At 70.8% G+C, this 26,541-nt stretch carries 23 protein-coding genes; 16 read left to right on the forward strand and 7 right to left on the reverse strand.

The window, feature by feature from the left end:
• The first annotated feature begins 133 nt into the window (after positions 1 to 133).
• The 7 genes from AA23TX_RS41855 (at position 134) to AA23TX_RS41885 (ending at position 6,585) form a co-directional block, all read left to right on the forward strand.
• On the forward strand, positions 134 to 853 hold the full coding sequence (locus AA23TX_RS41855) for an acyl-ACP--UDP-N-acetylglucosamine O-acyltransferase family protein (protein ID WP_155548477.1): 720 nt from the start codon (positions 134 to 136) through the stop codon (positions 851 to 853).
• Positions 854 to 864: 11 nt separating this feature from the next.
• Entirely contained in the window at positions 865 to 1,107 is a 243-nt protein-coding gene (locus AA23TX_RS41860; RefSeq protein WP_196425827.1) for an acyl carrier protein, read from the forward strand.
• Complete coding sequence (locus tag AA23TX_RS41865; protein WP_155548479.1) at positions 1,100 to 1,831, forward strand: SDR family NAD(P)-dependent oxidoreductase; 732 nt, start codon at positions 1,100 to 1,102, stop codon at positions 1,829 to 1,831. Before AA23TX_RS41860 ends, AA23TX_RS41865 begins: the two co-directional genes overlap by 8 nt.
• The gene (locus tag AA23TX_RS41870) at positions 1,828 to 3,222 is read left to right on the forward strand and encodes an AMP-binding protein (protein ID WP_155548480.1); all 1,395 of its coding nucleotides are present in this window, start codon (positions 1,828 to 1,830) and stop codon (positions 3,220 to 3,222) included. Before AA23TX_RS41865 ends, AA23TX_RS41870 begins: the two co-directional genes overlap by 4 nt.
• Positions 3,219 to 4,271: a LuxE/PaaK family acyltransferase gene (locus tag AA23TX_RS41875; protein ID WP_155548481.1), complete on the forward strand. Its 1,053-nt coding sequence runs from the start codon at positions 3,219 to 3,221 to the stop codon at positions 4,269 to 4,271. Before AA23TX_RS41870 ends, AA23TX_RS41875 begins: the two co-directional genes overlap by 4 nt.
• Positions 4,268 to 5,509 (forward strand): acyl-CoA reductase, encoded by a 1,242-nt coding sequence (locus tag AA23TX_RS41880; RefSeq protein ID WP_155548482.1) that lies wholly within the window; start codon positions 4,268 to 4,270, stop codon positions 5,507 to 5,509. The genes AA23TX_RS41875 and AA23TX_RS41880 overlap by 4 nt, the downstream gene beginning before the upstream one ends.
• A 107-nt stretch (positions 5,510 to 5,616) precedes the next feature.
• Positions 5,617 to 6,585: a lysylphosphatidylglycerol synthase transmembrane domain-containing protein gene (locus tag AA23TX_RS41885; protein ID WP_155548483.1), complete on the forward strand. Its 969-nt coding sequence runs from the start codon at positions 5,617 to 5,619 to the stop codon at positions 6,583 to 6,585.
• A gap of 78 nt (positions 6,586 to 6,663) precedes the next feature.
• On the opposite strand, the gene AA23TX_RS41890 is transcribed toward AA23TX_RS41885, so the two are convergent.
• Positions 6,664 to 8,550, reverse strand: a complete 1,887-nt coding sequence (locus AA23TX_RS41890; protein WP_196425828.1) for a DUF6541 family protein — start codon at positions 8,548 to 8,550, stop codon at positions 6,664 to 6,666.
• Positions 8,551 to 8,713: 163 nt separating this feature from the next.
• Between AA23TX_RS41890 and AA23TX_RS41895 the strand changes: the two genes are divergently transcribed.
• The 3 genes from AA23TX_RS41895 (at position 8,714) to AA23TX_RS41910 (ending at position 13,844) form a co-directional block, all read left to right on the forward strand.
• Positions 8,714 to 10,363 (forward strand): DUF8728 domain-containing protein, encoded by a 1,650-nt coding sequence (locus tag AA23TX_RS41895; protein WP_155548484.1) that lies wholly within the window; start codon positions 8,714 to 8,716, stop codon positions 10,361 to 10,363.
• Positions 10,360 to 11,949: a glycan biosynthesis hexose transferase WsfD gene (gene wsfD / locus AA23TX_RS41900; RefSeq protein ID WP_230863045.1), complete on the forward strand. Its 1,590-nt coding sequence runs from the start codon at positions 10,360 to 10,362 to the stop codon at positions 11,947 to 11,949. Before AA23TX_RS41895 ends, wsfD begins: the two co-directional genes overlap by 4 nt.
• Before the next feature lie 1,166 nt (positions 11,950 to 13,115).
• Positions 13,116 to 13,844 (forward strand): lysophospholipid acyltransferase family protein, encoded by a 729-nt coding sequence (locus tag AA23TX_RS41910; RefSeq protein WP_155548486.1) that lies wholly within the window; start codon positions 13,116 to 13,118, stop codon positions 13,842 to 13,844.
• On the opposite strand, the gene AA23TX_RS41915 is transcribed toward AA23TX_RS41910, so the two are convergent.
• Entirely contained in the window at positions 13,841 to 14,638 is a 798-nt protein-coding gene (locus tag AA23TX_RS41915) for an HAD family hydrolase (protein ID WP_155549417.1), read from the reverse strand. The genes AA23TX_RS41910 and AA23TX_RS41915 overlap by 4 nt on opposite strands.
• A gap of 96 nt (positions 14,639 to 14,734) precedes the next feature.
• Between AA23TX_RS41915 and AA23TX_RS41920 the strand changes: the two genes are divergently transcribed.
• Positions 14,735 to 15,631, forward strand: a complete 897-nt coding sequence (locus tag AA23TX_RS41920; protein WP_155548487.1) for an LLM class flavin-dependent oxidoreductase — start codon at positions 14,735 to 14,737, stop codon at positions 15,629 to 15,631.
• A gap of 136 nt (positions 15,632 to 15,767) precedes the next feature.
• On the opposite strand, the gene AA23TX_RS41925 is transcribed toward AA23TX_RS41920, so the two are convergent.
• Entirely contained in the window at positions 15,768 to 17,777 is a 2,010-nt protein-coding gene (locus tag AA23TX_RS41925) for a DUF6541 family protein (RefSeq protein WP_155548488.1), read from the reverse strand.
• A gap of 79 nt (positions 17,778 to 17,856) precedes the next feature.
• On the opposite strand from AA23TX_RS41925, the gene glf reads away from it, so the two are divergent.
• From glf to AA23TX_RS41950, 5 genes are all read left to right on the forward strand, one after another.
• Positions 17,857 to 19,080 carry a UDP-galactopyranose mutase gene (glf, locus tag AA23TX_RS41930; RefSeq protein ID WP_155548489.1) on the forward strand — a complete coding sequence of 408 codons (1,224 nt, stop codon included), beginning with the start codon at positions 17,857 to 17,859 and terminating at the stop codon, positions 19,078 to 19,080.
• The gene (locus tag AA23TX_RS41935) at positions 19,073 to 19,591 is read left to right on the forward strand and encodes a phosphatase PAP2 family protein (protein ID WP_155548490.1); all 519 of its coding nucleotides are present in this window, start codon (positions 19,073 to 19,075) and stop codon (positions 19,589 to 19,591) included. Before glf ends, AA23TX_RS41935 begins: the two co-directional genes overlap by 8 nt.
• On the forward strand, positions 19,588 to 20,574 hold the full coding sequence (locus tag AA23TX_RS41940; protein WP_155548491.1) for a decaprenyl-phosphate phosphoribosyltransferase: 987 nt from the start codon (positions 19,588 to 19,590) through the stop codon (positions 20,572 to 20,574). Before AA23TX_RS41935 ends, AA23TX_RS41940 begins: the two co-directional genes overlap by 4 nt.
• Positions 20,575 to 20,941: 367 nt before the next feature.
• Positions 20,942 to 21,361: a hypothetical protein gene (locus tag AA23TX_RS50575; protein WP_230863046.1), complete on the forward strand. Its 420-nt coding sequence runs from the start codon at positions 20,942 to 20,944 to the stop codon at positions 21,359 to 21,361.
• 71 nt (positions 21,362 to 21,432) lie between these two features.
• Complete coding sequence (locus AA23TX_RS41950; protein ID WP_155548492.1) at positions 21,433 to 22,950, forward strand: hypothetical protein; 1,518 nt, start codon at positions 21,433 to 21,435, stop codon at positions 22,948 to 22,950.
• Here the strand turns inward: AA23TX_RS41950 and AA23TX_RS41955 are convergent.
• From AA23TX_RS41955 to dprE1, 4 genes are all read right to left on the reverse strand, one after another.
• The gene (locus AA23TX_RS41955) at positions 22,932 to 23,552 is read right to left on the reverse strand and encodes a VC0807 family protein (protein WP_230863047.1); all 621 of its coding nucleotides are present in this window, start codon (positions 23,550 to 23,552) and stop codon (positions 22,932 to 22,934) included. The genes AA23TX_RS41950 and AA23TX_RS41955 overlap by 19 nt on opposite strands.
• A 51-nt stretch (positions 23,553 to 23,603) precedes the next feature.
• On the reverse strand, positions 23,604 to 24,218 hold the full coding sequence (locus AA23TX_RS41960; protein ID WP_155548494.1) for a VC0807 family protein: 615 nt from the start codon (positions 24,216 to 24,218) through the stop codon (positions 23,604 to 23,606).
• 90 nt (positions 24,219 to 24,308) lie between these two features.
• Positions 24,309 to 25,064 carry a decaprenylphospho-beta-D-erythro-pentofuranosid-2-ulose 2-reductase gene (gene dprE2 / locus AA23TX_RS41965; protein WP_155548495.1) on the reverse strand — a complete coding sequence of 252 codons (756 nt, stop codon included), beginning with the start codon at positions 25,062 to 25,064 and terminating at the stop codon, positions 24,309 to 24,311.
• Positions 25,061 to 26,431: a decaprenylphosphoryl-beta-D-ribose oxidase gene (gene dprE1 / locus AA23TX_RS41970; protein ID WP_155548496.1), complete on the reverse strand. Its 1,371-nt coding sequence runs from the start codon at positions 26,429 to 26,431 to the stop codon at positions 25,061 to 25,063. Before dprE1 ends, dprE2 begins: the two co-directional genes overlap by 4 nt.
• Positions 26,432 to 26,541 lie beyond the last annotated feature (110 nt).

The raw sequence follows: 26,541 nt of genomic DNA on the forward strand, positions 1-26,541 counted from the left end.
AAGGCGATTTCGGCGCGTCCGGTACAGTGAGCCGCCGGTTCTGCGCCCGGCCGCCCTGCATGAACGCGGGCCTCACGTTACCGGGCGCGGTAGCACGCCCAGTACCCAGCCGCCGACGAACGGATACCCGCCCGTGGCCAACCGCATCCACCCGACCGCCGTCCTCGGCGAAGGCGTCGAACTCGGCGACGGCAACGTGATCGGGCCGTTCGCCGTGATCGTCGGGCCGGCCCGGATCGGTGACGGCAACTGGATCGGCCCGCACGTGACGATCGGCACGCCCGGCGAGGACCGCGGCCGCCCCCACCCGGCGGCCTGGGACGAGACGCCGATCGGTGACCCGGATCACGACGGCCACGGCGTCGTCATCGGCAGCCGCAACCGGATCCGCGAGTACGTGAGTGTCCACCAAGGGACCTGGCGGACGACGACGATCGGCAGCGACGGCTACTTCCTGCGCAACTCCCACATCGCGCACGACTGCCTGGTCGGCGACGGCGTGACGATCGCGTCCAACGCCGTCACCGGCGGGCACTGCCACATCTGGGACGGCGCCAACCTCGGCATGGGCGCGATCCTGCACCAGAAGGTCGTGGTCGGCCCGGGCGCGATGATCGGGATGGGCTCGGCGGTGCGGCGCGAGATCGGCGCGTTCACCATCGCCGTCGGCAACCCGGCCCGCGTCACCGGCATCAACGTCGTCGGCCTGTCGCGCCGCGGCGTCGACGAGGCGACGATCGAGGCGCTGGGGCCGTGGCTGAAGGGCAAGGAAGGTCTCCCGGACGCCACCCTGCCCGGCGACCTCTCTACCTTGGTAAAGGCGTGGGACGCCCGCCCGCGCGAAGAGCACTAGGAGTCATGGCTATGTCGGTTGCCCCCAAGCTGCGCGAGGTCTTCGTCGAGGCGCTGGACCTCGACGCTGACGTGGACGTCGAGAACCTGAAGTACCGCGACCTCGAGGCGTGGGACTCGGTCGGCCACATGGCGCTGGTCGCGGCCATCGAGGACGAGTTCGACGTCGAGTTCGACACCGACCAGGTCATCGACATGTCGAGCTTCAAGGTCGCCGTGGACATGGTGACCGAGCTGCAGGCGAAGAATGACTGATCTGTCCGGTCGCGTCGCGCTCGTCACCGGCGGGACGCGGGGGATCGGCTTGGCCACCGTGCGCGCTTTGGTCGATGCGGGCGCGACGGTGGTGCTCACCGGCCGCGACGAGGCCCGCGCGAAAGAAGCGGCTTCGGCGGCCGGCGCGGCGGCCGGGCTCGCGCTCGACGTCACCGACGCGAAGGCCGTGTCTTCGCTGGTCAGAGGTGTCGCGAAGGAGCACGGCAAGCTCGACATCGTCGTCGCGAACGCCGGGATCATGGAGGACGCGCTCCTCGGGATGATCCGCGAGGAGCTCGTCGACACGACGCTGAGCACGAACGTCGCCGGCACGCTGCACACCGTCCAGGCCGCGGCCCGGGCGATGATGCGCAAGAAGACCGGCTCGATCGTCGTGCTCGCCTCGATCGTCGGCGAGTACGGAAGCGCTGGTCAGACGGTGTACGCGGCGTCGAAGGCGGCGGTGGCGAACATCGCGAAGTCCGCGGCGAAGGAACTCGGCCGGTCCGGCATCCGCGTCAACGCGGTCGCGCCGGGCGTGATCGAGACCGACCTGACCGCGGGCCTGAGCGAGGACGCGAAGGCGGAGAACGCCGGCAAGACGCCGCTCGGGCGGCTCGGCCGGGCGGAAGACGTGGCGAACGCGATCCGGTTCCTGGTGAGTGATGAAGCTTCCTTCGTCACCGGACAGGTGCTGGGCGTCGACGGAGGCTTGGTGCTGTGACTTTGCTGGGTGCGGGAGCTCGGCTGGTGGACGTGGCCGGGGGCCGCACGCTGGCGGGCGCGGAACTGTCGGCCGAGGTCGGCAAGCGGATGGAAGAGCTGGCCGCGTTGCCGGTCGGCGTCGTGTTCGCGCGGATGTCGGTCGACCTGCCGAGCGTGCTGACCTACCTGGGCGCGTTCGAGTCCGGCCGGGCGATCGCGCTGATCGACCCGGCGCTGGACGCCGACGTGCTGGCCGGGCTGGTCTCGCGCTTCCGGCCGGCGGCCGTGCTGTCGGCTTCGGGGGACGCGCCCGACGGGTACACCGCGCAGGGGTCGGACTGGGTCCGCTCGTCGGCTGACGGTGTGACGCCGCACCCCGACCTCGCCGTGCTGCTCCCGACCAGTGGGTCGACCGGCAACCCCAAGCTCGTCCGGCTCTCGCGGCAGGCGATCCTGGCCAACGCCGACGCCATCGCGCAGGTGCTCGACATCGACGCCGACGAGGTCGCGCCCACCTGCCTGCCGCTGCACTACAGCTACGGGCTCTCGGTGCTGAACTCGCACCTGGTGCGCGACGCGACCGTCGTGATCGAGCCGTCCGGCGTGCTCGGCCGCGGCTTCTGGGACGCGGTGACGACGTACGGTGTGACGTCCCTCTCGGGTGTCCCGTACCACTACGAAATGCTGCGGCGGCTCAAGTTCGACCCCGCGAAGTACCCGACGCTGCGCACGCTGACGCAGGCCGGCGGGAAGCTGCGCGACGAGCTGATCGCCGAGTTCAACGACAAGATGCTGGCCGTCGACGGCCGGATGTACGTCATGTACGGCCAGACCGAGGCCGCGCCGCGGATGACCACGGTGCCCGCGGAAAGACTGGCCGAAAAGCTCGGTTCCGCCGGGCCGGCGCTGCCGGGCGGGAAGTTCTCCGTCCGTCGCGACGACGGGTCGGAGACCACGCACCCGAAAATTGTCGGTGAGGTCGTCTACCGTGGGCCCAATGTGATGCTGGGTTACGCGGACGACGAGTCCGGCCTGGCCAAGGGCGACGAATACGCCGGCGTGCTCGCCACCGGTGACCTCGGCTACCTCGACGAAGAGGGGTACCTGTTCATCACCGGGCGGCTCAAGCGCATCGGCAAGGTGTTCGGCAACCGCGTCAGCCTCGACGACCTCGAAAACGCCGCCCGCGCGGCGGCGGTGGGGATCGACGTGGTGGCCGCGGTGCCCGCCGGCGACAAGGTGGTGCTGTTCGCCGAGGGCGTCGACAAGGACATCTGCAAGGACGCGTCGCGGGCGCTGTCCGAGCGGCTGCACCTGCACGTCAGCGGGTTCGACGTCCGCCCGATCGACACCGTGCCGCTGCTGGCCAGCGGAAAGATCGACTACCGGTCCTTGGAGGCGAAGGTATGAGCGTGTTCACTCGGTCGCAGGCTGACCGGGAGGCCTTGCTGCTGCCCGAACTCGTCGACCTGACGGCCCACCACCGGGCGAACTCCGAAGGCTACGAGCGGATCCTGTCGTCGCTGGGAATCGCGCCGAACGCCGACTTCGCCACGATCGCGGACCTGCCGTGGCTGCCGGTGCGGATGTTCAAGACGCACGACCTGAAGTCGGTGCCGGACAGCGAGGTGTTCAAGACCCTCACGTCGTCCGGCACCACCGGCGCGGGCGCGTCGCGGATCTACCTGGACAAGGAGGCGGCGGGCGCGCAGACCAAGCAGCTCGGCGCGACCCTGCAGGAGGTCCTCGGCGGGGAGCGGCTGCCGATGCTGATGGTCGACACGATCGGCATCATCAAGAACCGCCGCTCGTTCTCCGCGCGCGGCGCGGGGGTGCTGGGCATGGCGAACTTCGGCCGCAAGCACACGTACGTGCTCGACGAGAACGACCGGCCGGACGTCGAGGCCGTCAAGAAGTTCCTCGCCGAGTACGGCGGCAAGCCGTTCCTGATCTTCGGCTTCACGTTCATGGTGTGGCAGTACCTGTACGAGGTCGCGCGGGACAACGGTCTCGACCTGTCGAACGGCATCCTCATCCACTCCGGTGGCTGGAAGAAGCTGATCGATCGCGCGGTCGACAACACCGAGTTCCGACGGCGCTTCAAGGAGGACACCGGGCTCACCCGGATCCACAACTACTACGGGATGATCGAGCAGATCGGCACGGTCTTCCTCGAAGGCCCGTCCGGGAACTCGCTGTACTGCCCGGACTTCGCCGACGTCGTGATCCGCGATCCGGAGACGTGGGAAGAGCAGCCGGTCGGGAAGCCGGGCGTCATCGAGGTCGTCTCGACGCTGCCGCGGTCGTACCCGGGCCACGTGCTGCTGACCGAGGACCTCGGCGTCTACAACGGGATCGACGACGGCGACTGGCCGGGCAAGCACTTCTCCGTGCTCGGCCGGCTGCCCAAGGCCGAGGCCCGCGGCTGCTCGGACACGTTCTCAGGAGCGGCGGCATGAGCGTTCTGACCCAGCGTTTCCCCTTGTCGGAAGCTGTTTCGGTCGGCGACTTGGTTTCCGAGCTGCGCGCCGAGCCGCCGGGTGGCCGGCTGCGCGTCGGCGACCCGCGCGTCGTCGAGTTCGTCACGAAGTTCGCCCGCAAGCTGCTGGCCCCGGCCACCGCGCGCCGGTTCCCGGAGCTGGCGTCGCTCGGCTTCTTCCTGCGCAAGGGCGAGATCGCCAAGGCGTTGTCCACTTTGGACACCACGGGCGGCGCGTTGCGGTTCCCGCGCGGGCTCGTGTTCCACGTGCCGCCGGCGAACGTCGACACGATCTTCGTCTACTCGTGGGCGCTGTCCGCGCTGGCGGGCAACCACAACGTCGTGCGGGTGTCGTCGCGCTCCGCGGGTGCCGCCGAAGCGGTGCTGGAGGCGCTGAACGCCGCACTGTCCGAAGTGGACCCTTCGGTGGCGGCGGCCATCACGGCGACCCAGCGCATGGTGACCTACGACCGCAGCGACGAGGTGAGCGGCGCCCTGTCCCTGGCCGCCGACCTGCGCGTCATCTGGGGCGGCGACGGCTCGGTCGCGGCGCTGCGCAAGTACCCGCTGGCGCCGCACGCGCGTGACCTGACGTTCCCGGACCGCTCGTCGTTCGCCATCGCGTCGGTGGCGGGCTGGCAGCGGGCGTCCGAGGCGGAGCGTCGCGCGGCCGCCGAAGGCTTCTACAACGACTCGTACTGGTTCGACCAGGCCGCCTGCTCGTCCCCGCGTGCGGTGTTCTGGGTTGGTGACGCCGCGGGTGCGCAGGCCGCGGGCCAGGAGTTCCGCACACTGCTGGCGGCGGTCCTGGCGACGAAACAGCACGTCACCGAGCCGGCGATGGCGGTCCAGAAGCGCGTCTCGGCGTACGGCGCGGCGGTCGACGGGCTGGTCAAGGAGATCGCGTTCGACGGCAACGGGCTGGCCACCTTGGAGCTCGCGGACCCGGCGGTCCTGCCCCGCGAATGGCTCGGCGCGGGCACGTTCGCGAACGCGCGGGTGTCCACTTTGTCCGACCTGGTGCCGATCGTCCTCCGCAAGGACCAGACGGTCGGCCAGTTCGGCTTCACAGCCGAAGAGCTGACGGCGTTCGCGCACGAGCTGGCGGGCCGCGGTGTCGACCGGATAGTGCCGTTCGGCTCGGCCCTGACGTTCTCCGCGGTGTGGGACGGTTACGATCTGCTGGCCGAATTCAGCCGCCTGGTCACGGTGCAGTGAGGCTTATTCAGCCGTCGGCCGCCGCATGACTTCTGCGGTGATCAGCACCGTGCGAGCGGCCCGCGGCGGCCTAACCCGAATAAGCCTCAGACCTGAGGAGACCGTCGATGACGACAGTTGAGGACTTGCCTGCCGCGGGCAAGCCGCCGAAGTCCGCCAAGGCGAAGATCCTCGACGTCGTCAGATGGGTCGCGATCCTGCTGGTCATCGGCTTCGCGGCGAAGCAGCTGGCCTCCAACTGGGGCGAGTTCTGGCGCACCCTGCACGACGTCGCGTGGCAGTCGTCGCTGCTCAGCCTGGCGGCCCTGGTCGCGGCGATCATGGTGTCGACCTGGGGCTGGCAGGTGATGGTCGACGACCTGGGCAAGCCGATCGGCTACGCCAGGGGAGCCCAGATCTGCCTGGTCGGCTCGCTCGGCAAGTACGTACCGGGGTCGGTCTGGGCGTACCTGCTGCAGATGGAGCTGGGCCGCAAAGCGGGTCTCGCCCGCGCCCGGATCTTCACGGGCTCGCTGATCCAGCTGGGCGTGGGCGTGGTGTCGGCCCTGGTGGTGTCCCTCCTGGCGGCGCCGGCGGTGTTCAGCAACAGCCCCCGCGCGCTGTGGCTGTTCGTCCTGATCCCGGTCGGCCTGGCGATGCTCCACCCGAAGATCCTGACGTGGGGCACGTCCCTGGTGCTGAAGCTGCTGCGCCGCCCCCCACTGGTCCATCCCCTGAGCTGGCGCGTGGTGGGCAAGGTCTTCGGCTCCTCGACGGCGGCGTGGTGCCTGCAGGGGATCCACCTGTGGCTCCTGGCGAACTCGGTCGGAACGCCCGGTTTCAGCGGTTTCGTCCTCTGCGTGGGCGCGATGGCGGTGGCCATGACGGTGGGGACGTTCGCCTTCATCCTCCCGAGCGGAGTGGGCGTCCGCGAGGTGGCCCAGGTAGCGGTCCTGACGGCAAGCGGCTTGACGGTCGGCCAGGCAACGGCGTTCGCGGTGGCGTCCCGGGTGATGTTCACGGTGGCCGACCTGCTGACGGCGGGCCTGGCAGCGGTAGCGGCCCGCTCGACCAGCCCGGCGGTCACTCCCGCCTGAGCGGGTTGTCCACCCGCTGTCCCCAAGTTGTCCACAGCCGTTACGCACATGTGGACAACTCCGGCTGCCCGCGCCGCTTCAGGCGACCAGCCGGTAGATCACCGCGTCCGAATTGCGCCAGACTTCCTTCAAGAACGGCTCTTCGGCCAGCCCGATCAACCCGGGCTGATAAGGCGGTTCCGGAGCCGCCACCGGGTCACCCAGGATCACCCAATGGACATTCAGCCGCTGGACCGCCGCCCGCACCGCAGGGTCGGTCCGGTAATCCCGGAAACGCTGAGCCAGCAATACGGCGTCCGAAGGCGGTGATGTCTGGTCGTAGTGCGCCGCCACCGTGCGGACGCCGGACAGCGCGTACGTCCACGCCGTCCCGTCGAAGCGGTCGTTCATCGCCCACTCGCCCGGGGCGGCCAGCTTGCCCAGCTCCTCCATCGCCGTTTCCTCGCCTGGCGTCACGTGCAGCTTCGACGGGTCCGCGGCCTGGTAGCCCGTGTACACGCGGGCGCCGTTCGACCGGAAGTACAAGCCGTTCGTCAGCACCGTGAAACCCAGCAGAACCACCACCGCGACGGCCACCGCCGGCACGCGGGCGGGCAGCCGCTCGCGCAACCACGCCTGGGTCGAGGCCAACCCGTGGGCGGCCAGCACGCACAACGGGATCGCCGCCATCGAGAAGAACCGGTACGGGTCGTCCCACCACGGCCGGGACAACGCCATCACCAGCGGGGCGTTCGACGACGCCACCGCCATGTACGCCAGGCCCGTCACCCCCGCCGTCAAGCCGATCCAGCGCAACGCTCCCGCCCGCGCGAAGAACACGATCCCCAGGAACAGCGCCACCGACAGCCACACCTGCGGGTGCGCCTCGAAGTGCTGGAACCCCAGCAACGCCCCCAGCGCCGTCGACGCGCGCCACTCGCTCGGCCAGCCGTAGTACGGGAGGTCGCTCGTCGCCAGGCCCAACGCCCCGAACAGCTGCAGCCACGCCACCAGGAACGACACCACCGCGATCGGCAGCAGCGCCAGGAGGTCGCGGGCGGTCCGGCGCCAGTCCTCGAGCCAGCGCTGGACCAGCATCGGGCCGGCGAACAGGATCCCGCCGAACAACGTCGACGAATGGATGCACAGCAAGCCCACCGCCGCCAGCAGCAGCACGAACCCCGTGTCCGGCGCGACGCGCTCCAGGTACCGCCGCAACGCCACCGCCGCCAGCGGGGTCAGCGTCACGCCCAGCGCGAACGGCAGCAGCGGCCCGCGGTCCATCGACTCGTAGACGCCCATCACCGGCGCCACCGCCGTCAGTGCCACCGCGCCCGCCAGCACCGCACGGCCGCGGAACTCGCGGACCAGCGTCACCAGGGACAACGCCAGCAAACCCGGCAGCAGCAGGGTGTTCGCGTCCAGCGTCGCCGGGATCGACGCCCCGCTCAGGCGGTTCGTCACCGCCGCCAGCAGGTGGTAGGCGTTGGGGTAGAACACCGGCGCCGCGTCGCCGTACCAGTTCACGTGACCCGTGCCGAACAGGCTGCCGTCGCCGGTGTCGGCGATGTAGCGGACGGCGTTCCCGTGGTACACCGCGTCGAACCCCTGCGGCAGCGCGCCGATGTGGCCCAGGCCGCGCAGCGTCGCGTAGCCGCCCACCGCCGCCCCGAACAGCAGGCACGCGCCCACCGCGAGGTGCCCGCGGCGGTCCCACAACCCCGGTTCCGGCTCGGGTGCCCAGCGCCGGACGGTCAGTTTCCGGACGCCGTAGGCGATCGCGACGAACACGACGGTCGAAACCGCGTAGGTCACCGGCGTGAACGACCATCCCACCGCCGCCGTCCACGGCCCGGTCAGTCCGCCGATGGCGTAGCTCAGCAGCGGCGCCAAGCCGGCCAGGGCCCAGCCGCGCACTCCCGCGGCGAGTCCCGTCAGGAGGCCCGGGACGGCGATGACGACAATGGCAACGCAGACGGAGAGCACGCTGGAGACTAAGCCGACAACGATCAGTCGGCCGCCGCGGGGTGAGCAGTCCGATCGGGACGATTCACGAATGTCCCTTCGCGATACACGAACGGGTTATATTGACGCGTGCGTTTCCCTGCTTGACTGACGCCGGGCGGAGCGATCTTCACAAGGGGGCCGGGTGGTCTACGCGGTCGTGGTGGCGTGGCTGGTCCTCGCCACGATCGTGGTTCTGACCTGGACGCGGCTCGACACCGACCGCGGCTGGCGCGGTTTCGTCCTCACCCTGACCCTCGGCCTTTCGCTGCTGCACCAGCTGCTGTTCGCGACCATCACCGAGGACGCGCTCGTTTCATTTCGCTACGCGCAGAACATCGCCGACGGAAACGGCCCGGTCTTCAACCCCGGTGAACGCGTCGAGGGATACACGAACTTCCTGTGGCTTATTCTCATCGCCCTGCCGCGGGCCGCGTTCGGCGTCGACGTGCAGACCGCCGCCGTCGCGTTCGGCGTCCTCTCCGCGCTCGGGTGCGTGCTCGTGGCCTACCTCCTGGTGAACCGGATCGTCGCGGCGGCCGACCCCGAGCCGCGGCCGGCGATCGGCGTCGCCGCGGCGGTGCTCACCGCGAGCGCCGGCGGCCTCGCCGTCTACGGGCCGTCCGGCTCCGAGGTCCCGCTGTTCGTGCTGCTCCTCCTCGCCGTCTGCTACTCGCTCGCGGCGCGCCGCCCGGTGGTCGCCGGCGTGCTCGCCGCGTTCTGCGTGATGACGAGCCCGGAGGGGCTGGTGGTCGCCGTGCTGGGCGGTCTCTGGCTGGCCGGTGCCGCGCTGAAGAAGAAGCACAGCTGGTGGGCGCCGGTGGGCTACGTCCTCGGCGCGCTCGTGTTCCTGATCCCGCGGCTCGCCTGGCGCGCGACGTTCTACCAGCACTTCGTCCCCGCGCCGCTGGCCGTGAAGCTCGGCGGGCCGTTCGGCTCGCAGGTCGCCGCCGGCTGGCCGTACCTGTCCGGGTTCGCCTTGGCGCACCAGGGTTTCCTGCTGCTCGGCCTGGTCGCGGCGGTGGCGTTGCTGCTGCGTCGCAGCGAACCCGTCGAGGCGCGCGCCTTGATCTGGCTGCTGTTCGCGATCGCGGCCGTCGTCGCCACCGCCGCGGTGCTGATCGGCGGCGACCCCGGGCCGTCGTGGCGGCTGCTGGCCCCCGTTCCGCCGCTGATCGCCGTGGCGGCCGTCAGCGCGTACGGCGTGCTCACCGTCGACGCCGGCACGAAGCCGTCGCCGCGGCCGAGGGCGTGGCCCGCCGCGACCCGGCTCGTCCCGGTGACCGCCTGCGGGCTCGCCGGCATCGCGGTGCTCGTCTCGGTGTTCAGCCCCGACATGCTCGACCGCGTGCGCGACTGGCGCGCGCACGGCACCGAGCTGAGCGAGATCGGCGGCTGGCTCGGCCGGTACCTGCCGCCCGGGTCGGTCGTCAGCGGCTCCGCGCCCGGCGCGCTCGCGGCCCACGGCGGGCAGCTGCTCATCATCGACGTCCTCGGCCGCACCGACGACCACATCGCCCGCGAGGGACGCTACGACGGCGGCATCGCGACCGACTACGACTACGTCGTCAACGGCCGCCGCCCGACCGTCGCCGTGCCCGCCGACGGCGGCTACGCCGACCGCCAGCACTGCGCGATCGACCCGGTCTACGCCGGCAAGTACGAGGTCGCCACGTTCCGCCGCGTCGGCACGCCCTACTGGGTCTCGGTGTACCCGCGCGCGGAGCAGGCGAAGTCGGTGGTCACGGACCTCGACAAGGGCCCGGACTTCCGCTACGTACCCTGTCCTTCGTGAAGCTCGAGGTCCCGAAACGCCGGCTGGGTGCCGAAGCGAAGCTCGGGATCGGGGTCTTCGGGACGTCGTTCGCGCTGTTCGTGCTGCGGTTCCTGGTGCCGCGCCCGGTCGCGATGTCCAACAACGGCGACGGCGGCCGCGTGCTCTGCGGCGCCGGGATCACCTGGAAGGGCCTGCCGGAGGCCTTCGTCCACCTCGCGTACACGCCCGCGCCCGGCGTGCCGCCGTGCCGGCCGACCTACCTGCTCACGCAGAGCTGGCTCGCGGACCTGGCCGTGCGGATCGGCAGGCTGATCGGCCTGCCCGGCACGCTCAGCCTGGTCGTGCTGGGCCTGCTGAGCAGCCTCGTCGCCGCGGCGGCGATCGCCGCGATCGTGCTCGGCCTGCCGTGCTCCCGCCGCGTCCGGCTGGCCGCGGCGGCCGGATTGCTGCTGGTCGTCGCCGACTCGGCGTTCTTCGGGTACTTCGCCGCGATACTCGGCGAAGGCGCCGCCTTCCTGGGCCTGCTGCTGATCGCCGGCGGTCTGCTGCTGACCGCGCGCGAGGGCCGGTGGAGCTACGCGGGGATGGCGGTGACGTTCGCCGGCGGCGTGCTCGCGGTCAACGCCAAGGTCCAGACGCTGACGATCTTCCCGATCCTCGCGCTCGCGGTGTTCCTGGTCCGGCCGGGCGCGCTGCGCGGGCCGAAGCGGTGGGCGGCGGCGGTGCTGGTCGTCGGCGCTCTCGGCGGCGTCACGCTGCTCGCGCAGCAGAGCGTCGAACCCGCCCGGGCGCCCGACGGCACGTACAGCGAGTTCCCGGGCGACGACTCGCGCGAGATCAACGTGTTCAACTCGATCTTTCTGAACATCGTCGACGGGGAGCACGACACCCAGGCCGACCTGGCCGAGCTCGGGCTGCCGCCGTCGTTCGCGCAGTACGCGGGCAACGGCTGGTGGCACCCGCATCCGGCGACCACGGACCCGCTGTACCAGCGCTACCGCGGGCAGATGACCCGCGAGAACGTCGTCGCGTACTTCGCGAGCCACCCCGGCCGGACCCTGGAGGTGCTGAACCGGGCCGCGACCGACCAGCTCACCGCCCGCCCGGACTACCTCGGCAGCTTCGACCAGGAGGCGGGCTTCGCGCCGCACGCGCAGGAGTACCGGGTGCCGGTGGTGTCGTGGCTGACCGGCCTGCTCAGCCCGCTCGGCCTGTTCGCGCTGGTGCCGATCTGGCTGTTCGTGCTGGTCAGAGCATGGACGCAGCGTCGTGGCGCGCTGGGGGTCGTGCTGGCGTTCCTGTTCGCCGTGTCGCTGACGCAGTTCGGCGCCGCGGCCCTCGGCGACGGCATCGAGGGCGTCAAGCACCAGTCCGTCGCACTCTTCACGATCCTGCTGGCCCTCGTGCTGGCGGCGCTGCCTCAGTCGCGGTCGAGCGAGCCCCGGTGGGGCAGGAACTCCTCGGTCGGCGGGCCGTCGACATCGTGTTGCCCAACCCGCTTCGCCGGCGGCTTCGGCCAGAACGGCGGCACCTCGAGCAGCACGAAGACGAGCAGCCCGGCCAAGCCGACCAGGAAGATCGTCGACGACGACGCCAGCTTGTAGTTCACCGCGAAGTACAGGAAGAACACCACGCCGACCCAGATGCGCCGGGCTTCGCCGTGGTGCCGGTCGAGCACGACGGCGACCAGCCCGATGACCAGCGGTGCGAGCATCACGAAGACGCGCTGGGTGTCCGTGGCGACCATCCGCCCGGCCAGGCAGCACAGCCCCAGCCAGACGCCGGACACGAGCAGCAGGCTCCGGGTGCCCTGCCGTCGGTACTCGCGGTAGAGGCCGTAGGCGAAGATCAGCCAGAAGAAGCCGAACGTGCTGTACAGGGCCGCCTGGTCGACGCCCTTGTTCGAAGACAGGGCGAAGCGGATGTTGCTCAGCAGGCCGCTGTTGGCCTGCCCGGCCCCGAAGCCGTAGTCGCCGCCGATCAGCGACTGGGCCCACAGCCGGAACGCGAAGTACAGCCCGCCCGCGACCACGACGGCGACGAGCCCGCCGATGACCTGCTTGTCGCGCAGCGACCGCGACCGCGACCACGCCGCCAGCGGGTACAGCGGCGCGAGCAGCAGCGTCGTCTCCTTGTTGATCGTGCCGACGACGATCACCAGCGCGAACCAGATCAGCCGCCGGTCGAACAGGAGCCACAGCGCGACCAGGTAGAGCAGGTTGTTCAGCGGGTCGACCAGGTACGGGTTGCTGAACGCGTACGGCGCGTACCAGAACGTGCAGGCCAGCGCGGTCGCGGCGAGCGCCGAGGTGTACAGCCGCAGGTCCAGGCGGACCCAGAGGAACTCGAAGAAGACGATCGCCGCGGCGAGGACCAGCGCGAAGGTGAACGCCAGCCACACGGAGTCGAGGGAGATGCCGGTGAACCGGTTGACGGTGTGGACGAGCCAGGGGCTGAGCATCCGCAAGGCGAACGGGTTGTCGACCTGGGCGCCGGTCTGCACCGACATCGCGTAGTACTCGGCGGCGTCGCCCCACGCCTTCTCGTGCGCGTTCGGCTGCACGGGGGCGTAGGAGATGAGGTTGAGCAGGGTCACCGTGGCCAGGCCCAGGTACACCGCGACTCGGTGGCCGGCTCGTCGTACAGGCGATTCGATCACTGTCCCCACGCCGAAAGCCTAGTGGTCGTTCGTTCGGCGTGAGCTTCGCCCGGTTTGTGGCCTTCACCGCTGAACAGCCGCCAAGAACCTACGGTCCCGTAACCTGGCGCGATGGCTGACCTCGTGTACCCGCCCGTGATCGCGGCGGCCCGGACGATGTTCCGGGTACTGGACAACCGCATCACGATCGAGGGCGCGGAGCACATCCCGCGCCAGGGCGGTGCGGTCATCGCCTGCAACCACGTCAGCTACCTGGACTTCATCTTCTGCGGCCTCGGCGCGCGCCCGGCCAAGCGGCTGACGCGGTTCATGGCGAAGAAGGAGATCTTCGACAACAAGATCGCCGGGCCGCTGATGCGCGGGATGCACCACATCTCCGTCGACCGCTCGGCCGGGCTGGCGTCCTACCGCGAGGCGCTCGGGAAGCTGCAGGCCGGCGAGGTCGTCGGCGTCTTCCCGGAGGCGACGATCAGCCGGTCGTTCACCGTCAAGGAGATCAAGTCGGGCGCCGTCCGGATGGCCGCGGCGGCGAACGTCCCGGTCGTGCCGATGGCGCTGTGGGGCACCCAGCGCCTCTGGACGAAGGGCCGCCCGAAGGATCTGACCCGGCGGCACGTGCCGGTCTCGATCCTCATCGGCGAGCCGATGCACCCGGCCAAGGGCGACGACTGGGACGTCGTGACGAAGGAGCTGCGCACCCGGATGAGCGCGCTGCTCGACCGGGCCCAGGCCGGCTACCCCGACCAGCCCGCCTCCGACGAGGAACGCTGGTGGCTGCCCGCCCACCTGGGCGGGACCGCGCCGACCCCGGCCGAGGCGGCCGAGCTCGACCGGCGCTAGAACCAGCGCTCGAGGACCTGCGCGACGCCGTCCTCACCGGCCGGGCCGGTGATCTCGTCGGCCACCGACTGCGCCCGCGGGTGCCCGTTCTCCATCGCGACGCCGTGGCCGGCCCACCGCAGCATCTCGACGTCGTTGGGCATGTCGCCGAAGGCGATCACCCCCTCCTGCGCGACGCCCAGCCGCTCGGCGACGTCGGCCAGGCCGGTCGCCTTCGTGATGCCGTGCGCGGACAGCTCCACCAGCCCGCCCGACGACGAGTAGGTGACGTCGACTTCGCGGTCGAACAGCGCGTTGACCGCGTCCGCCATCTCCTCCGACGACATCCCGATGTGGCTGACCAGCAGCTTGATCGCCGGGTGGCCGAGCACCTCGGCGCGCGGCGCCGTGCGGCCTTCGCCGTCGCCCCACGGGTTGTGGTACTTCGGCTCGATCACGAAGCTGCGCATCTCGTGGTCGGCGTCGGTGCTGACGCGCTCGGCGGCCAGCCGGCAGCCGGGGACGGCCTTGTCGAGCGCGTGCCCGATGTCGTGGAGCAGCTCGGGCTGCAGCAGCCCGTGCACCGCGACGACCTCCTCGCGGCCGCAGTCGTACAGGACGGCGCCGTTCGCGCACACCGCGTACCCGGTCAGGTCCAGGGGCTTCGCCACGGGTGCGATCCAGCGCGGCGGACGGCCGCTGGCCAGCACGAACGGGACGCCCGCCTCGATCGCCCGGCGGACGGTCGCGATGGTGCGGGCGCTGAGCGATTCGGAGGGGCCGAGCAGGGTGCCGTCGACATCGGACGCGATCAACTGAGGTCTCTCCACCCCGCCATTGTCCCTGACACGTTCGGGTGCCCTCGTCCCCATCCGAGCGATTGTCGGTGGGTACCAGTACGGTCCGGCAGTGTGCGAGTAGGCATCGTGATTCTCCCGGAAGATCGTTGGTGGGCCGCCGAGCCGAAGTGGCGTGCCGCCGAGGAATACGGCTTCGACCACGCGTGGACGTACGACCACCTGGGCTGGCGGAACCTCGTCGACGGCCCGTGGTTCTCCGCGGTCCCGACCCTGACGGCGGCGGCGATGGTGACGTCCCGCATCCGGCTGGGCACGTTCGTGGCGTCCCCGGTCGCGCGGCACCCGGTGCCGTTCATGCGCGAGCTGACCACCCTGGACGACATCTCGGACGGCCGGTTCGTCCTGGGCGTCGGCGCGGGCGTCGACCACCAGCACTACGACGGCGCGGTGCTCGGCGCGCCGGAGCTGACGGCGAAGCAGCGCGCCGACCGGTTCACCGAGTTCGTCGAGGCGCTCGACGGGCTGCTCATGACCGACAAGTTCGACTTCGACGGCGAGTACTACCGGGCTCGCGAGGCCCGCAACCTGCCGGGCACGGTCCAGCGCCCGCGGCTGCCGTTCGTGGTCGCGGCGAACGGCCCCCGCACGATGACCCTGGCCGCGCGGTTCGGCGCGGGCTGGGTCACGACGGGCCGGGGCGGCAAGACGGAGGACGAGTGGTGGGGCGGCATCAAGCAGCTCACCGAGCTCTTCGACCAGCGGCTGGACGACGCGGGCCGCGAGCGGGCGAGCATCCAGCGGCACCTCAGCCTGGACGCGTCCCCGGTCTTCTCGCTGAGCAGCGTGGAGGCGTTCCGCGACGCGGCGGGCCGTGCGGGCGAGCTGGGCTTCACCGACGTCATCGCGCACTGGCCGCGGTCGTCGTCGCCCTACGAAGGCCGCGAAGCGGTGCTGGAGCAGGTCGCGAGCGACGTCCTGCCGGAACTGCACGCTAGTCCGAACGGGTGACATCCGGGTAGCCGGGAAACCGATTGCCGTCCCTCGGGCGTCCATCACTCAGACGTCAGAGATCACCCCGGGGGTGGTTGGGGGACGGAGGGCCCTCGTGGCCGCGGCACGGGGCGCCGCGGCCACGAGGGCTTCGCTATTTGACGATCTGGTAGATCACCGCGCCGGTGTTCCGGTACACCTCGCGCACGAAGTCGTGCCCGTCGAGGTGCCGCAGGCCCGGCGCGATCGGGGTGTCGCGGCGGATCGTGCCGCTGCCGACCAGCACGTAGTGGATGTTCAGCCGCCGCGTCGCCGCGCGCACCTCGGGGTCGCTGTCGTAGTCGCCGAAGTGCAGGGCCAGGTAGAGCGCGTCCGGGGGAGCGACACCCGCGTCGTAGTGGCCGGCCACCGGGTGCACGCCGGTGAGCGCGTACATCCACGCCGTGCCGTCCATGCGGTCGTTGAGCACCTTCTGGTCGGCGGGGATCCCCAGCGTGCCGAGGTGGTCCATCGCGTCGATCTCGTCCTGGCTCACCGGCGGGACGGTCTCGCCGGGCAGGCCGTTGTAGTACAGCAGCGACACCGTCTTGGCGTTGGCCGCGCGGTAGAACCCGCCGGTCAGCACACCCATCGCGACCACCAGCAGCACCGCCGTCGCCAGCCCGACCCGGCCGGTCAGCCACGGCCGCGCGCGCACCCAGGCACGTCCGCTCGCGAGCTTCGCCAGCCACTGCTGGGTCTCGCTCATCCCGTGCGCGGCGAGCAGGCACATCGGGATCGCGGCCAGCGCCATCAGCCGGAACCGGTCGTTCCACCACGGCCGCGACAGGCTGATCACCCAGTCTTCGCCGCCGAAGCACGCGACCACGACGAACAACGCCGACAGCCCGATCGCCGAGAGCACCACCCAGCGCATCCGCCGCAGCCGCACCAGCGTCAGCACGCCCAGGGCCAGGAACACCGTCAGCCAGATCTGTGGCACCGGCAGCACCTGCTTGAACGTCGCCAGCATCGCCAGTGCCTTCCACACGGGCATGTGCGAGCCCCACGGGTGGTACGGGTACGACCCGGACGTGAAGGTGAGCGCGCCGAGGATCATCGGCGCGGCCAGAAGGCCGGCCGCCACCATCACCGGCAGCATCCGGAGGACGTCTCCACCGACGACGCGCCAGGCGGCGCGGCCCTCCGGCACGCCGTCGAGGCGCTTGCCGCGCAGCGCCCGGTACCAGCGCTGCACGACCAGCGGGAACGCGAACAGGAGCGCGCCGAACAACGCGCTCGAGTGTGCGGCGAGCAGGCCGGTGGCGCTCAGTGCCAGCACCGCGCCGGTGTCGACGCCCGGCCGCACGACGAACCGCTGCAGCGCGACCACCGCCAGCGGCGTCAGCACGATGCCGAGCGCGAACGGCAGCAGCCCGCTCGACACCGACTCGTACGCCCCGGTCGTCGCGCCGCCCGCGACCAGCGCCGCGCTGCCGGCGAACACCGCGCGGCCGCCGAGCTGGCGCACCAGCGCGACCATGGCCAGCGCGAACACCCCGGCGATCGGCATCGTGACGGCGTTCAGCGTGACCGGGATCGAGGTCCCCGACAGCTGGTAGACCAGGGCGCCGACCAGGTGGTACGCGTTCGGGTAGAAGGAGCCGTCCGGGTACCAGTTGATGGTGCCCATGCCGGTCAGGGAGCCGTCGCCGGTCTCCGCGATGTAGCGGATGCCGTTCGCGTGGAAGACGGTGTCCCAGCGCTGGAACACCGCGGTCGTCCCGCCGCGGCCGGTGACCACCACGGCGATCGACACGGCCGTGGCGACCGCCACGCACGCTCCCACGGCCAGGTGGGCCCGGCGGGACCACGCCTGCGCCGGCTCCTCGGCGCCCGGCGTCATCCAGCCGCGCGCGATCGACAGCCGGCGAAGGCCGTAGAGCGCGGCGGCGAGCAGCAGCGTGCAGGCGGCGACGCTCGGCGGGCCGTACGGCACGTGCGCGATCGCCAGCCACGGGCCGGCCAGGCCGGTGATGGCGTAGCTGAGCAGCGGCGCGAGCCCGGCCAGAGCCCAGCCGCGGACGCCGGCGGCCCAGCCCACGACGCCGCCGGGCACCGCCAGCACGGCCAGGTAGGTGGCCACGGCGGTGAAGTAGCTCCAGAAGTCTTCGGGTGCAGGCACTGCTTTCCAGGTGTGTCGTAGGCCGAAATGTGATAGTCGGGTGCGAGCCGTGTGACCGACCTGCGTACCCTCGACGCCCGTGAGCGCGCACACGAACCCCGCACAGATTACTGAAGACGATTTCGCAGGTTACGACCTCGTCGTCGTCGGGTCCGGTTTCTTCGGCCTGACCGTCGCCGAACGGGCCGCGGCCGAGCTGGGCAAGAAGGTCCTCATCCTCGAGCGGCGCAGCCACATCGGCGGCAACGCGTACTCCGAGGCCGAGCCCGAGACCGGCATCGAGGTGCACAAGTACGGTGCGCACCTGTTCCACACCTCGAACAAGCGCGTGTGGGACTACGTCAACCGGTTCACCGAGTTCACCGGCTACCAGCACCGCGTCTTCGCGCGGGTCAAGGACCAGGTCTACTCGTTCCCGATGAACCTCGGCCTGATCAACCAGTTCTTCGGCAAGGCGCACACTCCGGACGAGGCCCGCGAGCTCATCGCGAAGCAGGCGTCCGAGTTCGACACCAACGCCGCGGAGAACCTCGAGGAGAAGGCCATCTCGCTGGTCGGCCGTCCCCTCTACGAAGCCTTCATCCGCGGGTACACCGCGAAGCAGTGGGAGAACGACCCCAAGAACCTCGGCGCGAACATCATCACGCGCCTGCCGGTCCGCTACACCTACGACAACCGGTACTTCAACGACACCTACGAGGGCCTGCCCGTCAACGGGTACACCGCGTGGCTCGAGAAGATGGCCGAGCACGAGAACATCGACATCCGGCTGAACGTCGACTACTTCGACGTCCGCGAGCACATCCCGGCGGGCACCCCGACCGTCTACACCGGGCCGCTGGACCGCTACTTCGGCTACTCGGCGGGCCGGTTCACCTGGCGCACCGTCGACTTCGAGTCCGAGGTCGCGCAGACCGGTGACTTCCAGGGCGCCCCGGTCATCAACTACAACGACCAGGAAGTGCCCTACACCCGGATCATCGAGTTCCGGCACTTCCACCCGGAGCGGGACTACCCCAAGGACAAGACGGTCATCTTCCGGGAGTACTCGCGCTTCGCGAACGAGGAAGACGAGCCGTACTACCCGATCAACACCCCGGAGAACCGCGAGAAGCTCGAGGCCTACCGGGAGCTGGCCAAGACCGAGGCGCGCGAGAAGAACGTGCTGTTCGGCGGCCGGCTGGGCACCTACAAGTACCTCGACATGCACATGGCCATCGGGTCGGCGCTGTCGGCGTTCGACAACAAGATCGCCCCGCACCTGACCGACGGCGCGCCGCTCGACGGGTCCCTCGATGCTTGAGAAGGGGCAGCCCACCGGAGAGGTGGCGGTCCTGGCGAAGGCTCAGGGCTTTCTGAAGAGTGAAGCTTCGGTGAAAGCCGCGCGCGGCATGTCGCACTTCGGTGAGCACGCCATCGGCTGGTTCGGCCTGGGCCTGCTCGGCGCCGTGGTCGACAAGAAGCGACGCAAGGACTGGCTGGTCGCGTCGGCGGGTGTCGTCGGCGCGCACGCCGCGTCCATCGCGGTGAAACGCGTGGTCAGGCGGCCGCGACCGGACCACCCGAGCGTCGAGGTTCTGGTCGGCACGCCGAGCAAGCTGAGCTTCCCGTCGTCGCACGCGACGTCCACGACGGCGGCGGCGGTGCTCTACTCCGGATTGACCGGGCGTAACCTGGTGCCCGCCCTGGTACCGCCGATGCTCGCCTCGCGGCTCGTACTCGGCGTTCACTATCCGACAGACGTTTTGGCCGGTGCAGCTCTCGGGGGGCTCGTCGGTGGTCTGATACGACGGAAGCTGAAGAAGAACCCATGAGCGAGACGACCGAGCAGCGCAACAGCGACGAAGCGGCCGTGACTCCTGAGGCACCGGAGACCCCGGTGACCGGTGAGACGTCGACGGCGACGGCCGCCCGGGGGCCGTTGGGCCTTGTCGGCGGCGTCATCAAGACGGCGCGGCCGCGCCAGTGGGTCAAGAACGTGCTGGTCTTCGCGGCCCCGTTCTTCGCCTTCTCGAAGTCGACCGACCGCACGGGCCTGCTGCTCGACGCGATCGTCGCCTTCGTGGCGTTTTCGCTGGTGGCGAGCTCGGTCTACCTCATCAACGACGCCATCGACGTCGAGGCCGACCGGGCCCACCCGACCAAGCGCAACCGGCCGATCGCGGCCGGCGTCGTGCCGGTCACCGTCGCGTACGGGGCCGCGGTCGTGTTCTTCCTGGCTGGCCTCGGCGTGTCGTTCCTCGCCAGCTGGCAGCTCGCCGTGGTGCTGGGGGTCTACGAGGCCGTCCAGCTCGGCTACTGCTTCGGCCTGAAGCACCAGCCGGTGGTCGACCTGGCCATCGTCGGCTCGGGCTTCCTGATGCGGTCGATCGCCGGCGGTGTCGCGGGCGGGATCGCGCTTTCCCAGTGGTTCCTGCTGGTCACGGCGTTCGGCTCGCTGTTCATGGTGGCCGGCAAGCGCTACGCGGAGATCATGCTCTTCGAGCGCACCGGCGCGAAGATCCGCTCGTCGCTGAAGAAGTACTCGGCCAGCTACCTGCGGTTCGTCTGGGCGACGTCGGCGGCCATCCTGATCATGTCGTACTGCCTCTGGGCGTTCGAGATCCGCCAGACCGAGCACAACTCGGTGTGGGCGCTCATCTCGATGGTGCCGTTCGTGGTGGCCGTGCTGCGCTACGCGGTCGACGTCGACGGCGGCATCGCGGGCGAGCCCGAGGAGATCGCGCTCAAGGACCGCATCCTGCAGGTCCTGGGCGCGACCTGGGTGATCACCCTGTTCCTGGCGTTCTACCTGTGAGTTCTCATGGCGGATCGACAGGTTCGTTTCAGGTGACGCACAGCTGAGTGGCGCACGCTGAGGTGGTGGGGGCGGGCACTGCGCCCGTCCCCATGACCAGGGGAGCCACGATGAACGACCAGCCGCGCGAGGAGAAGGCCCCGGAGGGGGCCGACCACCCGACCGTCGAGCAGCCCGCGGCGCAGGCCGCGGCCGACCAGCCCACCACGCGGCAGCCGGCGGTGCCGGCCGCCGCGGAGGGAGAGTCCGCTCCCACACCGGGCGAGCCCGCGACCACGGCTTTGCCGAACGCCGCACAAGGTGAGCCGGCTCCGGCCGGGACACGGCCCTGCCGAACGCCGCACAGGGCCAAGCCGAGAGCACCGCGTTGCCGAACGCCGCGCAGGCGGGCGACCAGACCGCCGCGCACGGCCAGCAGATGCCCGGCCCGCCCACCCCTCAGCTCGCCCAGGCCGGTCCCGGGCCGGGCTACGGTGCTTGGGGCCCGCCCCCGGCCGCCGCACGGCAGCCCGGCGGCTTCCGGCGGTTCGTCGGCCACCGCGCCACCCAGCTCGTCGCCGTCGGCGTTCTCGGCGTGCTGATCGGCGGCGGCATCGTCGGCGGGATCGCCGCCGCGACCAGCCACGGTCCTCGCGACGGCCGTCCCGGCATCCACCGCCAGCACGCCGTCCCCGGTCCCGGGGGTGGCCAGGGCTTCGACGGCCGCGGGTTCCCCGGCCGCGGTGGCGGCGGCAACTCAGGCAACTCGGGTAATTCCGGCAACACCGGTGCGGGCGACGGCATCTGACCGGTGTGGTCTGGGCCACGCGTACCTCGCTCAGATCACAGAATCATCACGGGCGAGGTACCGTTTCCGGGATGCGAAGCGCCTCCGCAGAACTCCCGAAGGCCGCCACCGCGCTGTGGACGGCGGTGCCCGTCGCCCGCTCGTGGGCCCTGCCGGCGGGGGCCGCGACGGCTTCCGCGCTCATGTTCGCCCTGGTCAGCAGCCATCTCATCGATGACACGTACATCACGCTGTCCTACGCGAAGAACCTCGCCTTCCACGTCCACTGGGGCCTGATCGAGCAGGGGACGGCGAACACCGCGACGTCCCCGCTCAACGTCCTGGCCCTGGCCGCGGTGACGTTCTTCGTCCGCGACGCCGTGCTGGCCGCCGGGATCGTGTTCGTCGCCGCGCAGGTGCTGCTCGTCCTCGGCCTGCGCCGGCTGGGTGAGCGCACTGGGCTGCCGGCGGCGTTCGCGCCGGTGACGTTCGCGCTGCTGCTGGTCAACCCGCTGCTGCTGTCATCGGTCGGGCTGGAGGTCGCGCTCGGCGCCACCGGGGTCGTCTGGACGCTGGTCTACGCGGGGGAGCGCAAGGCGGGCCGGCTCGGTGTCGTGATCGGGCTGCTCGCGCTCGTCCGGATCGACCTGCTGCTCTTCGCGGCGGTGCTGTTCGCGGCCCGCCGCGAGTTCTGGACCGGCATCTGGCGCACCGTGTTCGCCGCACTGGCCGTGACGCTGCCGTGGTTCGGGTTCAGCTGGTTCGTCCTCGGCTCGGCCGTGCCGGACACGCTGGTCATCAAGATCAGCCAGCAGTCGTGGGGGCCGTTCAGCTTCACCAACGGCCCGCTCCTGTACTGGCGGAACTTCCCCGCCGAGGCCGCGCTGTCGTTCCTGCCGCTGCCGCTCGCGGGCCTGGTGGGCGTGCTCTGGCTCGTCCAGTACCGCCGCGGGTCCGAGACCGCCCGCCGCCTGACGCCGTTCGCGGCGCTGGCCGTCGCGGCCGCCCTGCACTACGTGGCGTACAGCCGCCTCGGTGTGCCGCCGTACCACTGGTACTACGCGCCGAGCATCATCGGCGCGACGATCTTCCTGGCGGCCTGCGCGTGCGCGGTGCCGGAACGCGTCCGCCGCGCGACGGGGACGGTCGTCGGCGGAGTCCTCGTGGCGAGCCTCGTCGTGTACGCGCTGCCGGGCCTGCCGCGCCAGTTCGCGCCGATCACGAGCAACCACGCTTCGACGACGGAGTACCGCGAGATCGGCCAGGAGCTGGCCTCGATCGCCCACGGCCGCACGGTCGAGACGGCGGGTGAGATCGGCGCGCTGGCGTACGCGTGCGACTGCGAGCTGGTGGACGAGTTCTCCGACCGCGGCGCGGTCGACCCGGCGATCGCGGAGACGAAGCGCCGCAGCGGCGACCTCGGCCGCGCGCTGCTGGAGGCCAACTTCCACAACTTCGACCACAGCGTGGCCCCGATCAGCCCGGACCTGGTCCTGGCGACCACGCGGCGGACCCCGCCCCCGACGGCGCTGGCGAGCTGGCGCATCGACTCGCCGTGGATGGGCACCCAGAACCTGTACCTGATGCCCGCTCACGCCGCCGGCAGCTGAGCACGGCCGCGGAACATCCGGTTCATCGTGCCCTCCCGGGCCAGCAGCACCTGCGTGATCACCTGCAGGACCACGAAACTCCCGATCGACAACGCCGTGTCGAGCCCCGGCACCACGTCCACCGGCAACGTGTAGGCCATCGCGATGCTCCCCGCGCTGTGCACGAGCCCGCCGACGCCCCAGACGACCGTCAGCACCCGCCACACGCGCCGGAACGACGGCGTGTCCGCCCAGCGGGCCTCCAGCGTCGAGGCACGGCCCGGCAGCAGCGCGAGCGTCGCCTGGTACGTCGTCGGGCGGCGGCCGACGCGCAGGCTCGCCAGCATCCACACGCCGATCAGCACGCTGAACCACGCACCCCGGACCAGCTGCAGCCGCGCGTCGCCGGTCAGCACGGACGTCAGGAACCCGAGCGCGACGATGGCCAGCACGAACACGCCCATGCCGTCGACCCGCCGGTGCCGCACCGCCAGGTAGAGCACGCGCAGCGCCGGCGGCAGGCCGCTGAGCGTCAGCGCCCAGATCGGCGCGACGTCGAACGCCCGCAGCAGGTAGTAGCCGCCGACCGGGGCGGCGATGTCGCAGAGCAGCGTGCCGAGCATGTCCCCGAGCATCAGGGACGAGCGCCGCCCGGACCATCGTCGAGCCGGCGGTCAGGCATCAACCGTCCGGTGGATGTCCATCCGCTTGCGCGTGAGCTTCACCCCGAGCAGCACGCTCCCGACGGTCAGCGCCGTGTCGAGGACCGGCAATACGTCCACGGGCAGCGTGAATGCCATCACCACGACGGCGCAGGCCAGCACCACGCACCCGGTGCCCCACCCCAGCGTCGCCGACCGCCACCGCTGCCGGAACGCCGAGGAGAGGCCCCACAGCTGTTCGAGCTCACCCGCACGGGCGGGCTGGAGCGTGCAGACCGCCCGGAACAGCAACGGCCGGCGCCCGACGAGCAAGCTCGCGAGCATCGCCACCCCGAACGGCAGCGTGAGCCACGCGCTGCGGACGAGCAGCAGCCGGGGGTCGCCGGAGAAGACCGCCACCGCGCCGTTGACCAGCAGCACGGCCAGCACGAACGCGCTGACCGGGTCGATCCGCCGGTGCCGCGCCAGGACGTACCCGGTCCGCAGCACCGGCGGCACGGCGCTGACCAGCAGCGCCCACACCGCGTCGACGTCGAAGGACCGCAGGACGTAGAACAGGGCCATCGGGAGCGCGACGTCGCGCAGGAGCAGCGTGAGCCCGGCTTGTTTGCTGTTCGTGGTCGTCATGGTGAGAGTCTGTTGAGGCAGCCTGTCGACCACATCGGCGTGCGGACCGAGCCCGGATGGAACTCCGGTTCAACCCTGGGGTGTAGAGCCTCAGACCGGGAGCTTGCGGAAGATCGGCCGCGGGACGTGCCGCAGCACCGACATCACCAGCCGGAACGGCGCGGGCGCCCAGATCAGGTCCTTGCCCGCCCGGGCCGCCGCCACGGCCTGCTCGGCGACCTGGTCGGCGTTCTGGGTCAGCGGGGCGTCCTTGAGGCCGTCGGTCATCTTCGTCCGGACCTGGCCGGAACGGACGACCGTCACCTTCACGCCGTGCGGCTTGAGGGCCTCGCCGAGGCCCAGGTAGAAGCCGTCGAAACCGGCCTTGGTCGAGCCGTAGACGAAGTTGGACCGCCGGACGCGCTCGCCGGCCACCGACGACAGCGCGATCACCGTGCCGTGGCCCTGGGCCTTGAGCTTCTCCGACAGCGCGACGCCGACGGACACCGCGGCGGTGTAGTTCACCGTCGCCGCTTCGACGGCCTTCGCGTGGTCCTGCCAGAGCTCCTCGGGGTCGCCGAGCAGGCCGAACGCCACCACGGCGACGTCGATGTCGCCGTTCTCGAACGCCTTGTCCAGCACGCCCGGGTGCGACGCCATGTCCTTGGCGTCGAAGTCGACCGTCGAGACCTCGGCGCCCTTGTCCTTCAGGCGCTGCGCGGCCGCGTCGAGCCGCGGCGACGGCCGGGCCGCGAGCACGACCCGCAGGGGCTTCTCGGCCAGGTACTTCTCGGCGATCGCCAGCGCGATGTCGGACGTGCCGCCGAGCAGCAGCAGGGACTGGGGGTTGCCAACAGCGTCGATCACAGCTCGAGCCTCCGGCTCATGTCAGAGGCGAAAACGCCTTCGGGGTCCACGGCGGCGCGCACCTTGCGCCACTCTTCGAGGCGGGGGTACATCTTCGCGAACGTCTCGGGCGAGGTGCGCGAGTCCTTCGCGGTGTACAGCCGTCCGCCCAGCTCGAGGACGTCTTCGTCGAGCTGCTGGCAGAACCGGCTGAGCCCGTTCTTGATCGGGAAGTCGACGCAGACCATCCAGCCGGGGTGCGGGAACGACAGCGGCGCCGCGTTGCCCTCGCCCATCCGCTTGAAGACGTTGAGGAAGGACACGTGCCCCGACTCGGCGATCTTCTTGACGATCTTGCGCAGCGGCTCGGCCGCGCCCAGCGGCGTCGAGAACTGGTACTGCAGGAAGCCCTTCGAGCCGTACGCCCGGTTCCACTCGCCGAACATGTCCAGCGGGTGGTAGAAGGCGGTCAGGTTCTGGATGACGCCCCGGGCGTCCTTCGGCGTCTTGCGGTAGTACAGCTCGCCGATCGTGCCGAAGGTCAGCTTGTTGGCCAGGCCGTTCGGGAAGACGTCCGGAAGCGTCGCGAGCTGCGGGGCGTCGAACTTCAGCGGGTTCGCGCGCAGCTTCGGCGGCAGCTCGTCCAGCTTGGCGAGCGAGCCGCGGCCGAAGGCGGCCCGGCCCAGCTTCGAGCCGGTGGAAATCGTGTCGAACCACGCCGACGAGTACGTGTACTTGTCGTCGGAGCCGTTGCTGACCAGCTCGAGCGTCTCGTCGAGGTTGTTCGTGCGCTCGTTGTCGGCGAGGAAGTACGCCGTCTCGGTCTTGGTCATCCGGATCGTCGCCCGGACGATGATCCCGGTCAGGCCGATGCCGGCGACGGTCGCCCAGAACAGCTCGGCGTCCGGGCCCTCCGGCGTCAGCGTGCGGATCCGGCCGTCCGCGGTGATCAGGTCCATCGACACGACGTGGTTGCCGAAGCTGCCCGCGCTGTGGTGGTTCTTGCCGTGGATGTCGTTGGCGATCGCGCCGCCGATGGTCACCTGGCGCGTGCCGGGCAGGACCGGGACCCACAGGCCGTGCGGCAGCGCCTCGCGCATCAGCTGGTCGAGGCTCACGCCGGCGTCGAGGTCGACGAGCGCCGAGTCCGGGTCGATCGAGTGGATCCGGTTCAGCGCCGTCATGTCGACGACGAGACCGCCCGCGTTCTGCGCCGGGTCGCCGTAGGACCGGCCGAGGCCGCGCGCGATGACACCGCGTTCACCGGCCTGGGTCACGGCGCGCGCGATGGTTTCGACGTCTGCGGTGCTCAGCACGTCTGCGGTCGTCGGAGCGGTCCGCGCCCAGCCCGTGAGCGTGCGACGCTGTGTATCGGGTGCTTGGGTCACCCGACCAGGGTAGCCACGCCGAACGACGCCCGGAACGTGACCCTGAAGTGCCCGCTTCTACACTTTGCGCATCAAGGCACAAGCGCCCGCGCGGGTGACCGTGACTCAGG

It is taken from the genome of Amycolatopsis camponoti, from assembly GCF_902497555.1.
In the GTDB taxonomy this organism is placed as follows: Bacteria; Actinomycetota; Actinomycetes; order Mycobacteriales; family Pseudonocardiaceae; genus Amycolatopsis; species Amycolatopsis camponoti.